This is a genomic window from Nonomuraea sp. B19D2, assembly GCF_040137845.1.
GTDB lineage: Bacteria > Actinomycetota > Actinomycetes > Streptosporangiales > Streptosporangiaceae > Nonomuraea.
On record NZ_JBEFAK010000028.1, the window covers coordinates 126,728 to 137,920 of the forward strand.

Consider the following 11,193-nt stretch of genomic DNA (forward strand, 5'->3'; position numbering starts at 1 on the left):
GTCGGAGGTCCTGGCGGGCCTGCGCGCGCTGGTCTCCCGCTTCGGGGACCCGTCGCCGGCCCGCTGACCTCGGACGGCTCGGGCTCGCGCGTCAGCTCTCTCCCTCGAACAGGCTGGTCACCGAGCCCTCCAGGAACACCTCGCTGATGGCGCGGGCCAGCAGCGGAGCGATGGACAGCACGACCAGCTTGCCGGAAGGGAAGCGTGTCGGGGTGGGCAGCGTGTTGGTGATGACGAGCTGGGCCAGATCGGCCTTCTCCAGCCGCTCGACCGCGTCGCCGGAGAGCACGCCATGGGTGGCCGCCGCGATGACCTGGGTGGCGCCCCGGCTGGTGAGCGCCTCGGCGGCCCGCACCACGGTGCCGCCGGTGTCGATCATGTCGTCGATGATCACGCAGGTGCGCCCGGCGACCTCGCCCACGACCTCGTGCACGCTGACCTCGTTGGGCCGCTCGACGTCCCGCCGCTTGTGGATGATCGCCAGCGGGCAGCCGAGCCGGTCGGTCCATTTCTCCGCCACGCGCACCCGTCCCGCGTCCGGCGCCACCACGGTCAGCCGTTCCGTGTCCACGTGCCGGGTGACGTGCTCGGCGAGCACGGGCAGCGCGTGCAGGTGGTCGACGGGACCGTCGAAGAATCCCTGGATCTGCGCCGTGTGCAGATCCACCGCCATGAGCCGGTCGGCCCCGGCGGTGGCGAACAGATCGGCCATCAGCCGGGCCGAGATCGGCTCGCGGCCGCGGTGCTTCTTGTCCTGGCGGGCGTACCCGAAGAACGGCGCAACCACGGTGATGCGCCGCGCGGAGGCGCGCTTGAGCGCGTCGACCATGATGAGCTGCTCCATGATCCGGGCGTTGATCGGGCTCGCGTGGCACTGGATCACGAACGCGTCCGAGCCGCGGACGGACTCGGCGAACCGGACGTAGATCTCACCGTTGGCGAAATCGCGCAGCGTGGTCGGGGTGATCTCGGTCCGCAGTTCCCTGGCGACCTCGTGGGCGAGATCGGGGTACGCGCGACCGGAGAAGAGCATCAGCTTCTTCTCGCCGGCTTGCTTGATCCCTGTCACGACCTCTCCCTGGAGTGCCGGGAGCGGCGGAGGGCGAGCATGATGTCCGTCAAGATGAGCGCGATCGCGACGCCGATGACCGCGGTGAGCATGGGGAGCCCGGCGGACACGCTCAGGACCCCCAGCCCGGCCGAGATGATCAGCGCGATCGAGCCCAGCATGATGTGCACCGCCTCGGCCGGAGTCTCGCTCGCCGTCGGCCGCGCTGTGTGGGAACGCCTGCCGGGCCGCCAGTGCCCGGCGCGTCCGCCCGGAGACATGTGCCCCTCACTGGCTATCCGCTCATCGCGGGCTGTTTCTGTTCCTCGATGTACGACTTCAGCCGCAGCAGGTCCTCCTTGAGCCTGGTCCCGGGGTCGGCGCCCAGCAGCCGCGCGACCGCGTGGCCCGCGGCGCCCGCCACGGGGTTGTAGGTCAGCTGCACCTGCACCCGCGTCCTGCCGCCCTGCTCGGGCGCCAGCCGCACCTCCCCGGTGTGGGCGATCAGCTGGCCCTCGACGGACTTCCACGTGATGTGGCTGCCCTCCTGGCGCCTGGTCTCGACCGCGTCGAAGCGGATCGGCCGGCCCATGGGGCCGCGGATCTCCCAGTGCGACTGCCTGCCATCCGGGGATCGCCGCACCTCACGGACGTCGGGCATGATCCTCGCGAAGATGGAGTAGTCGCCCACCAACGGCCAGATCTGCTCAGGAGGCGCCGCGATCGACACCGCGCGGGTGACGTCGACGGCGCGGCGGCCGGCGTTGATGCCCGTCAGCCGGCGCAGCGGCAGGTTCGTGGCGGCACGCGCGCCGAGCAGGATCCCGGCGCCACGCAGCGTCCAGGCCACGGCTCGCGGGAACCGGGGGGCCAGGAGCCACAGGACGGCGGCGCCCGTGCCGGCCAGGAACCTGGCCGACGGAGCCCAGTGCTGCTGGAGCAGCTCGGGGACGGGCGACCGGGAGCGCGCCGTGCCCTGGAACCGCGGCACCTCCGACGGGTCGCGGTGGACGTTCCAGCCGGCGTCGACGGACTTGACCCCGGGGATGCGGCGAACCGCCCGCACCGTGCGCCGGTCCTCGCCGGTGAGCACGTCGCCCTTCAGCCTCGCCACGCCCTCCTCGACCTTGACCTCCACGGCATGCGGATGGGCCAGGTAGCGGCCGATCTGCGCCCGTACGCGCTCGTACAGGATGCGATCGTCCGCGGAGCGGCCGGCCAGCCGGAAGCGGGTCCCCGCGGCGACGCCACGTGAGCGGTTCCGCAGATCACGGCTCAACCGGCCGACCCCGTAGGTCAGCTGATGTGTCGCGTGCGAGGCCTGGTCACGTACCTTCGCCCGGCGGCTGCGGCCGCGGTCGGGGTCGAACAGGTACTCCACGGCGGCGCCCACGGCGGCGCCGGTGCCGGCCACGGCCGCGAGCCTGGCCCGCGGACTGCCTGCTTCCACCAGTGCTTCAGAGTCGCTTCGGCGCGTGCGCATGATCTCCCGCACCTCCCTTCCTCGCCTACCAGCGCGGCTACCCCGAGCCATGAGCCGCTAACAGCTCGGCCGGCGGGTTTGGCGCCGCCCTGTCAGGGGTAATCGCGGCATCCCTTTAGGTCAGAAACCGATAGTTGCCGGGATTTCGGGATAGGGGAGTTGGAGTCCGGGAGGGAGGCGACGACGCGAAATGGCACGCACCAACGACGACGTGGCCGCCATGCTGGAGGAGTACGCCGACCTGCTGGCCATCACCGGCGGCGAGGACTTCAAGATCCGCGTTTACCAGAAGGCGGCCCGCTCCATCGGCGCCCACGTGCCGGACATCGCCGGCTACGACGCCGCCGAGCTGCGGCAGATCCCCAACGTGGGGGAGTCGATCGCCAAGAAGGTGGCCGAATACCTGCGTTCTGGCACCATTCCGCAGCTCGAGGAACTGCGCGGCCGCATCCCGGCCGGGGTTCGCGCGCTGACCCGCATCCCCGCGCTGGGGCCCAAGCGGGCGATGGTGCTGCACCAGCGCCTGGGCGTGGACTCCCCGGAGAGCCTGGAGTCGGCGATCCACGCCGGCGCCCTGCACGGCCTGCCGGGGTTCGGCGCCAAGACAGAGGAGAACCTGCTGCACGGCATCGCCCTGCTGCGCGACGCCGGCGAGCGGGTCCATCTCGGCGTGGCCATGCCGCTGGCCGAGGACATCGTGGCCGCGCTCAGGGCGGTGGGGGGCTGCCGCCGCTGCGGGTACGCCGGCTCGCTGCGCCGGATGAAGGACACCATCGGCGACATCGACATCCTGGCCACCTCCAACCGGCCGAAGGTGCTCATGTCCGCCTTCGTCGATCTGCCCCAGGTGATCGAGGTGATCCTGCACGGCGACACGAAGACCTCGGTCAGGACCAGCCAGGGGCTGCAGGTGGACCTGCGCGTGGTGCCGCCGGACGCGTGGGGCGCGGCCATGCAGTACTTCACCGGCGCCAAGGCGCACAACATCCGCACCCGTGAGATCGCCGTGCACCGCAAGCTCAAGCTGTCGGAGTACGGCCTGTTCGACGCCCTCACCGATGAGCTGATCGTCTCCAAGACGGAGGAGGAGGTGTACGAACGGCTCGGCCTGCCGTGGATCCCGCCCACCCTGCGCGAGGACATCGGCGAGATCGAGGCCGCCCTGGCCGGGGAGCTGCCCGACCTGGTCACCGAGGAAGACGTGCGGGGCGACCTGCACACCCACACCGAGCTCACCGACGGCCTCGCCTCGCTGGAGGAGATGCTCGCCGCCGCGGCCGAGCGCGGGTACGCCTACTACGCCGTCACCGACCACGGGCCCAAGCTCTACATGCAGCAGATGACCCTGGACAAAGCCGTCGCGCAGCGCGAGCGCGTCCGCGAGCTGGACGGCACGGGCGGGATCCGGCTGCTGCACGGCGTCGAGCTGAACATCGACGCGGACGGCGACGTGGACTGGCCGCCCGACGTGCTGGCCGAGTTCGACGTGTGCGTCGCCTCGGTGCACTCCTTCTTCGACCTGCCCCAGGACAAGACGACAAGGCGGCTGGTCCGCGCCGCGCAGCACCCATGCGTCAACATCATCGGCCATCCCAGCGCCCGGCTGATCGGCCGCCGGCCGCCGATCGACGCCGACTGGGACAAGGTCTTCGAGGCATGCGCGCGCTCGGGGACCGCGCTGGAGATCAACGCCTTCCCCGACCGTCTCGACCTGTCCGCCGAGCTCATCCGGCGGGCCCGGCGGCATGGCGTGAAGTTCGCCGTCGACAGCGACTCCCACGCGGTCGGCCACCTGGCCAACCTCCGCTACGGCATCGGCACGGCGCAGCGCGGCTGGCTCACCGCGGACGACGTGATCAACACCTGGCCGCTGGACCGGCTCACCGCCTTCCTGCGGAAGGAGCAGGCGTTCACAGGAGCAGGCCAGCGCCGGTGACGGTACCCTGGGCCAAAGCTCTGAGCTGCGTAAACGCCCGCCATGGCCGGTGGCTCACACCGCACGGCGCCCCGCCCGATCCGTGAAGGAAGGCCCCCATGAGCAACCACGTCCACGTCCGCGTGCGTCACGGCCTGGCCGTCACCGAGGACGGTGACCTGGTCGAGCAGTACCGCTGCGGCTGCGGCGCCACCTGGACCCGCGTCCACCGGGCCGACGAGGGGCAACCGGAGGGCTGAGGCTCGCTCCCGGAGGAGCCACCGGGGTGCGCCAATAATGAGATTACCTCGGCTGATCAAGCCTCTAAGGTGGATATCGGGCGTTAGGAGGGATCAGATGCCGGGTAACCCCAGGCGTACCACGCTGGCGACCGTCGCAGCCTCGGCCGGCGTGTCCGTGACCACTGTGTCCAAGGTGCTCAACGGCCGTCGCGACGTCGCGCCGGGCACCCGTTCGCTGGTGCAGTCCCTGCTGCTCGAACACGGTTACGTCCCGCGCTCGGCACGCCGGGAGCACGCGGAGTCGCCCGGCACGGTCCAGCTGTGGGTGGACGAGCTGTGCGCCTACTCCACCGAGATCATCAAGGGCGCGATCGAGGCCGGCGCAGAGTCGGGTGTGGCGGTCGTGGTCGGCCCCACGAAAGACACGGCCGGCAGCGGCGTCACCTGGGCGCATGACCTGGCCGCCGGCGGGTGCCGAGCGTTGATCACCCTGACCAGCGAGCCGGCCTCGGCCCAACTCGCCGCGCTGTCCCGGGTCCGCTTACCGGTGGTCGTCATCGACCCGCTCAACCTGCCGGACACCCCCGTGACCAGCGTCGGCGCCACCAACTTCGCCGGCGGGCTGTCCGCCACCCGGCATCTACTGGCCCTCGGCCACCGCCGCATCGCCTACCTCGGAGGCCCCGCGACCACAGCCATCAACCAGGCACGCATGCACGGCTTCCGCGCCGCCATGGAAGCCGCCGGCGTGCCCGTGCCTGCCGAATACATTCGCAATGTGGGCTTCTGCTATCCCCACGGGCTGCAAGAGGGCGCCGCCCTGCTCGACCTGGATCCCGCACCCACGGCCATCTTCGCCGCCGGCGAAGAGAGCGCCCTCGGCGCGATCCAGGCCGCCCGGGCCCGCGGCCTGCGCATCCCCGAAGACCTCAGCGTCGTCGGCTTCGACGACACCGAGCTCGCCGTCATGACCTCTCCGCCGCTGACCACCGTACGCCAGCCACTGCGCCAGATGGGCACCGTCGCCCTGCGCACCGCGCTGCGCCTGGCCGCCGGCGAGAAGATCGAGTCACGCCACATCGAACTCGCCACGGAGCTCGTCGTACGCGGTTCGACCCTGGCCGCCTGATCGACTGTCTTGTGCAATGCGCTGCCGTAGTCGATCATATCGGCAAATGGTGATGCCTTTCAGGACAGCCTGTCTCGACATCTGAGAGCGCGGCTGGCCGGCGGGAGGAGAGACCGTGCGCCCTGTACGTGTGATCGCGGTGCTGGCCGCGCTGGTGATGGCCGCGGCAACGCCCGGTGTCGCCGCCGCCGCCCCCCTGGCCTCCTCGGACCGTGACGCCGGCGTCCGAGCCCGCGTGCACACTGCCGGTCGGGTCGAGGCCGACGGCAACTCCGTCAAATACAGCTGGCCCGGCGTCTACTTCGAAGGCAACTTCCGCGGCACCGGAGTCGGGATCGTGCTCAACGACGCCGCCGCCGACTACGACATCCAGATAGACGGTACGACCGTCACCACCCTGGTCACCCCGGGGCAGACCACGCATTGGGTGAGGGGGCTCAGAAAGGGCGTGCACAGCGTCCGGGTCGTCAAGCGCTCGGAGAGCCCGTGGGCGACCAGCGAGTTCGGTGGGTTCGTCGCCGTCCCGCATGGCGCGATCCTGCCCGGGCCCACCGCGTGGCATCGGCAGATCGAGTTCATCGGCGACTCCTTCACCGCGGGCTATGGCAACATGTCCACCACCCGCGAGTGCACCGGCGACGAGGTCAACCGGACCACGAACGCGGACCTCAGCTTCGGCGCCATCACCGCGCGGCGCCTGAACGCCGACTACCAGATCAACGCATTCTCCGGCCGCGGCATGGTGCGCAACTACAACGGCAGCGAACCCCAGTCCAACTTCCGTACGTTCTACGACCGCGCGCTGCTGAGCGTCGACGGCGACGTGTGGCAGAACCCGGGCACGTGGCGGCCCCGACTCGTGCTGATCGGCCTGGGCATCAACGACTTCTCGACGGCCATCAACCCCGGGGAGCAGTGGACGCCGGAGACCCTCGTCGCCGCCTACCGCACCGCCTACCACGCCTTCCTCGACAAGCTCCGGAGCCAGTACGGCCGCGACCCGATCATCGTGGTCAGCGCCACGTACATGTCCAACACCACGGTGTTCGCCGAGATGGCGCAGCAGATCGTCCAGGAGCGCAACAGCAGGGGCGATGACCGGATCCGCTACTGGTACTACCCCGAGACCGGCCTGGACTACGGGGGCTGCCACTGGCACCCCTCCGCCCACGACCACCGGCTCATCGCCGACCGGCTCGGCGAGTTCATCGCCACCCTTCCGCTGCGCTGGTGGCCGGGCGCTGACCGGCAACCCGCCTAGAACGCTTCGGCCCTGACGCCTGCGCGGCCCTCACGGGTAGGCGAGCGCACGGCCCTGGGCGGAGCCTTCCAGCATGATCGCTATCCTCTTCCAGGTCCCCAACTGGAAGGTATCTCGTGGCCACACATTCCGAACTCGTCCAGGTCTTCGGCGAAGACGGCGTCATCACGCTCGACCGGGCCGGCGTCGAGTCCCACGGTGTCCGTCCCGGCGATGTCGAGGTGCTGTGTTCGGTCGGGATCCCGGTGACCGGCGACGTCTTCTTCACCATGCGGGTGGACGGCCCGTACGACGCTTTCACGATGCTGAACGCTGAGACGCAGGACAGGCCGGCGCGCTTTCTCATCCTCGGCAAGGCGGTCACCGACGAGCAGATCCGCTATGCCGTGGAGCTGGAGAGCGGCAACGTCTTCATCCTCGGCCTCGAGAACGGCGAGCCCAACGGCTACATCGAGACGATCAACACCACGCTCGACGCCTTCGTGGAGTTCCTCTACCGGATCCAGCTGCGCCGCACGGAGCTGGCCGGGGCCTCGGCCGAGGAGGCCCGTCCGTACGCCGAGAAGCTCATCGCGGAGCTGAAGTCCCTGGACGAGCGGGCACTGGCGCCCGGCACCCTGTGGGGCGGGGTGTTCGAGGCGTTCCTCCAGACGGGTGTCCCGGAGATCCGCGAGGGCAGCCGGGGGGCGATCGACGCGGCGCTGGCGGCCCTCCTGCCCGATGGGCGGCCGCTGCGCTGGACGACCGGGCACTCGATCGGCGAGGGCGTTCAGGAGCTGAGCGCCCACCGCGCGGACGGCTGCTGGCTGTTGGTCACCCACGGCTTCAGCGACCTGGACGGCGACCTCGACCTCGACACGGGGACCAGCGGCCTCGGCTTCGAGCTGACGATGAGAGTTCCCCGCGAGGACGACGACGAGATGCCGCCCGGCTGGGCCCTCCAGACACTGCGCCACCTGGGCGAGTACGTCTTCGGCGAGGGATATCCCTTCGCCGACGGCCACCGGATGGGCGTCGCCGGCCAACTGGGGCCGGAGAGCAGCCGGCTCAACGCCCTGGCCTTCATCACCGACCCGCAGCTCGGCGCGATCGACGCCCCCAACGGGAGGGTCGAGTTCGTCGCCGCCGTCGGGGTCACCCGCGAGGAGCTCGCCGAGGCCAAGGCGACCAGCAATGACGCGGTCCTGGCCCGGCTCACCGGCCACTACGGCGTGCCGGTCACCGACGTCACCCGCTGAGGATCTCCGCCGATCATCCTGGCGATGACGGGCCGAACACTCCTGAGCGGGCCAGCAGGGGCAGCACCTGGTTGCGGATCGTCGGCGCGAGACGAGGTATGTAGGAATCCCGTCCGTCGGTCCAGCCCAGGGTGGCCAGCTCGGCAGCGGGCGACGGCGGGCCGTCGATCTGCGCGGCGAACACCGTCAGCCGCATGGGGACGCCCTCCAGAACGGCCACGTCATCGACGTGGCCGAGCAGATTCATGTCGAACGGGGAGACTCCGAGCTCTTCGTTCAGCTCACGCACGAGGGTCTGCTCGGCTGACTCCCCGTCTTCGGGTTTTCCTCCTGGCAAGTAGAACACCTCGGGAGCGATGTTCTTGCTCACCAGGAGCAGCCGTTCCTGCTCGACGATCGCAGCCGCCACCACCTGCATGACATCATCAGCCACCACGCCCGGAAGTATGTCAGAAGGCACAAACGGCCACGAAGATTGCGCCGCCGTCCGGTGCTACCCGTCTGGGCGGGCTTTCAGGATGGCGTCGAAGACATGCGCCAGTTCGGCGGCGTCTTCCCCGGCGTGGTGGGTGTGCGGCAGCTGGGTGATCTTCAGTTGCTGTTTGATGAGGGGCTTGCGTGAGCTGACCCACTCGCAGCCGGTCAGCCCCATCCAGTAGCTGCGCAGGTCGATGCCGGCTCCCGAGGCGCTGAAGGGGCTCTTGCCGAGGAAACGCATGAAGTACCAGTGCACGAACATCCCGTCGAAGACCGCGGGACCGCCCAGGAAGACGGGGCGGCCGATCCGGCGCAGATCGTTGACCCAGCCCGCGGCGGCCGCCATGGCCTCTTCGGCCGCCGGAGCCTCCCGTAGCAGGCGGTCGCGATCGAGCCCGGAGACCGCCAGAGCCTCCGGTACGAACTCGTCGGAGATGGGGCGGACCTCGGTGTAGAAGGTCAGCTCGGGACGGCCGACGACGGCCATCCCGAGCGAGATCATGCTGTACGGGCCTGGGATGGGTCCGTCCGCTTCCACGTCGGTGGCTATGTACAGCTCGGAGAGCTTGGTCATGCAGGCCAAGCTAGCGTCGGGCTAGGGGTGGCGCCGCCTCTCGTAGTCGTCGATGACCTTGCCCAGCTTGGCGAGCTTCTCGGTGAACCAGATGTTCTCGGCGCCCGTCGGCGGGCGGTTGGAGTCCACGTACTGGTAGCCGAGGTTGGAGAACATGGCGACCACGTAGGTGCGGCCGCCCTTGCCGGGAAGGGCCTTCACGATGCCCGCGTCAGCGCCGGAGTTGTTCACCCAGCCGTTCTTGTGGGCGTACGTCACCTCGGCCCTGTCGTTGCACGGCCGCACGTCACGGCCGTACGCGATGCCCTGGCCGGGGATGGCCACGGTGCCGTCGGCGCCGATCCAACGCGAGGGCGTGAGCTGCGGGATCCCCGGGGCGGGGTAGGCGGCGCCACACCAGTTGGTGGTCGACAGGGTGACGTTCATACCCTGGTCACCGAGCTTGCTCTTGAAGAACGTGCGGGAGGCGTCGCTGAGGACGGCGGCGGTGACGCCGGTGCCGCCTGGAGCCGTCCACAGGGTGCCCAGGCCGCCGTTGACCAGCATCAGCAGCTTGGCCGTGTCGAGCGAGCTCATGGTGACGGGGTTGCCCCACCGGGCGCCGTTGGCCGGGTTGGTGTTCTTCAGCTGCAGCGTCTCCAGGCCCAGGTTCTGGAAGGTCTGGTTGAGGCCGTCGACCGCGCCGCGGTCGTGCAGCAGCTTGACCATGGCACAGGTGGCGGCGTTGGACGACCAGGTGAGCGAGGCGTCGAGGTAGTTGCGGACCGTGTTGCTGCTGGCCGGGCCGCACAGCGAGCTGATCGTCGTCGGCTCGTAGGCGTAGGTGTCGTCGAGCGAGATCTTGCCCTGGTCCACCAGGCGCAGCACCCCGAAGGCCACCATCAGTTTCAGCACCGACGCGGGATACGGGCTCATGAAGTCGATGGAGGCCTTCTCGCGGCCCGGCACCACGTCGATGGTGCCCTGGCCGCGGTTGGCGTACCAGCCGGCGTCGTCCCACTGACGCCAGCGGACGTCGGTGGTGTGCAGGTTGCCGTCGACCGGCACGACCTTCCCGTCCGGATACTGCGGGCTCATCAGCACGGTGCCCGAGGAGACCGGGCGGCCGGCCCGGTTCAGCTCGATGACGGTCAGGTCGATCTGCGGCTGCTGCGCAATCGGCTCGGCCGCCGCGACGGCCGCGAGCAGGTCTGCCTTCTTCGGAGGCTTCCTCGCCTCCTTGTCGACGTTGTCCTTCCTCAGGGCGTTCAACCCGGCCGCGCCGGCCGGCGGATTGGTGTCCAGGACCTGCTCGAACTGCAACTGGTCGAGAGCCCGCCGTAAGTGACGCGCGAGTACGCTCGCGGAGCCGTCCTCCGCCGCGGCCGCTGGAGGCGGCGCGGTCAAACCGCCCAGCAGTACGGCTGCGGCGGCGAGCCCGGCGAGACCTCGACGTCGATTTCTGGATCTTGAGAGGTTCACCGCGCCACTCTAGCCAGCAAGCCGAGCTGTCAGTGCAAAGTATCTTGAACTGTTCCGCGAACACCGCGCCCCACCCCGCCAGCCCGGCGAACCCATCTACATCGCCGATCAGTTTCGCCGCTCCCGATGGTCTACATTCGAGGATCGAGAAGGAGCGACCACGTCACCCGCTCCCTGGCCTGAAGGCCGGGGCTTGCCCCGCTGAGCGGGGCGGGCCGGAGTGACCAGACCCAGCCATCACCCAACAGAGGAGGTGACCTTGATGGCTACGTTGCGCGTAGGACAGCAGACCGACCCTGGCGTGCTTCTCCAGCGCCAGGCTCTCGAACCGGTGGGAGCGTGCTTCTCCAGCGCCAGGCTCGTGC

At 69.8% G+C, this 11,193-nt stretch carries 11 protein-coding genes; 5 read left to right on the forward strand and 6 right to left on the reverse strand.

All coding sequences use genetic code 11. From position 1 onward, the window contains the following. Positions 1-91 precede the first annotated feature (91 nt). From ABN273_RS38695 to ABN273_RS38705, 3 genes are read right to left on the reverse strand one after another with little or no spacing between them, the layout of a single operon-like run. Positions 92-1,069: a ribose-phosphate diphosphokinase gene (locus ABN273_RS38695; RefSeq protein WP_349454169.1), complete on the reverse strand. Its 978-nt coding sequence runs from the start codon at positions 1,067-1,069 to the stop codon at positions 92-94. Next, positions 1,066-1,329, reverse strand: a complete 264-nt coding sequence (locus ABN273_RS38700; RefSeq protein ID WP_349454170.1) for a hypothetical protein — start codon at positions 1,327-1,329, stop codon at positions 1,066-1,068. The genes ABN273_RS38695 and ABN273_RS38700 overlap by 4 nt, the downstream gene beginning before the upstream one ends. A 14-nt stretch (positions 1,330-1,343) precedes the next feature. Next, positions 1,344-2,531, reverse strand: coding sequence for an SRPBCC family protein (locus ABN273_RS38705; protein WP_349454171.1), 1,188 nt, complete (start codon positions 2,529-2,531; stop codon positions 1,344-1,346). Positions 2,532-2,721: 190 nt separating this feature from the next. On the opposite strand from ABN273_RS38705, the gene polX reads away from it, so the two are divergent. The 5 genes from polX to ABN273_RS38730 all read left to right on the forward strand — a co-directional run bounded on the left by polX (position 2,722) and on the right by ABN273_RS38730 (position 8,316). After that, a complete protein-coding gene (polX, locus tag ABN273_RS38710; protein WP_349454172.1) occupies positions 2,722-4,467 on the forward strand; it encodes a DNA polymerase/3'-5' exonuclease PolX in 1,746 nt (581 codons plus the stop codon). A 98-nt stretch (positions 4,468-4,565) separates the two neighbouring features. Further along, complete coding sequence (locus tag ABN273_RS38715; protein ID WP_349454174.1) at positions 4,566-4,706, forward strand: hypothetical protein; 141 nt, start codon at positions 4,566-4,568, stop codon at positions 4,704-4,706. A gap of 97 nt (positions 4,707-4,803) precedes the next feature. Then, entirely contained in the window at positions 4,804-5,817 is a 1,014-nt protein-coding gene (locus ABN273_RS38720; protein WP_349454175.1) for a LacI family DNA-binding transcriptional regulator, read from the forward strand. A 115-nt stretch (positions 5,818-5,932) separates the two neighbouring features. After that, positions 5,933-7,078 (forward strand): SGNH/GDSL hydrolase family protein, encoded by a 1,146-nt coding sequence (locus ABN273_RS38725; protein ID WP_349454176.1) that lies wholly within the window; start codon positions 5,933-5,935, stop codon positions 7,076-7,078. A gap of 116 nt (positions 7,079-7,194) precedes the next feature. Beyond that, positions 7,195-8,316 carry a suppressor of fused domain protein gene (locus ABN273_RS38730; protein WP_349454178.1) on the forward strand — a complete coding sequence of 374 codons (1,122 nt, stop codon included), beginning with the start codon at positions 7,195-7,197 and terminating at the stop codon, positions 8,314-8,316. Positions 8,317-8,329: 13 nt separating this feature from the next. Here ABN273_RS38730 and ABN273_RS38735 read toward each other — a convergent pair whose 3' ends face one another. Genes ABN273_RS38735 through ABN273_RS38745 form a run of 3 tightly spaced genes read right to left on the reverse strand, consistent with a single transcriptional unit; the run spans position 8,330 to position 10,828 of the window. Continuing rightward, on the reverse strand, positions 8,330-8,752 hold the full coding sequence (locus ABN273_RS38735) for an NUDIX hydrolase (protein ID WP_349454180.1): 423 nt from the start codon (positions 8,750-8,752) through the stop codon (positions 8,330-8,332). A gap of 57 nt (positions 8,753-8,809) precedes the next feature. Further along, positions 8,810-9,367 (reverse strand): exonuclease, encoded by a 558-nt coding sequence (locus tag ABN273_RS38740; RefSeq protein ID WP_349454181.1) that lies wholly within the window; start codon positions 9,365-9,367, stop codon positions 8,810-8,812. A 21-nt stretch (positions 9,368-9,388) separates the two neighbouring features. Beyond that, positions 9,389-10,828 carry a serine hydrolase gene (locus ABN273_RS38745; RefSeq protein WP_349454182.1) on the reverse strand — a complete coding sequence of 480 codons (1,440 nt, stop codon included), beginning with the start codon at positions 10,826-10,828 and terminating at the stop codon, positions 9,389-9,391. Positions 10,829-11,193 lie beyond the last annotated feature (365 nt).

Coding starts and splice junctions, on each gene's coding strand:
- ABN273_RS38705 (WP_349454171.1), bottom strand. CDS start 2,531: ATGCGCACGCGCCGAAGCGACTCTGAAGCACTGGTGGAAGCAGGCAGT.
- ABN273_RS38740 (WP_349454181.1), bottom strand. CDS start 9,367: ATGACCAAGCTCTCCGAGCTGTACATAGCCACCGACGTGGAAGCGGAC.
- ABN273_RS38715 (WP_349454174.1), top strand. CDS start 4,566: ATGAGCAACCACGTCCACGTCCGCGTGCGTCACGGCCTGGCCGTCACC.
- ABN273_RS38720 (WP_349454175.1), top strand. CDS start 4,804: ATGCCGGGTAACCCCAGGCGTACCACGCTGGCGACCGTCGCAGCCTCG.
- polX (WP_349454172.1), top strand. CDS start 2,722: ATGGCACGCACCAACGACGACGTGGCCGCCATGCTGGAGGAGTACGCC.
- ABN273_RS38700 (WP_349454170.1), bottom strand. CDS start 1,329: ATGTCTCCGGGCGGACGCGCCGGGCACTGGCGGCCCGGCAGGCGTTCC.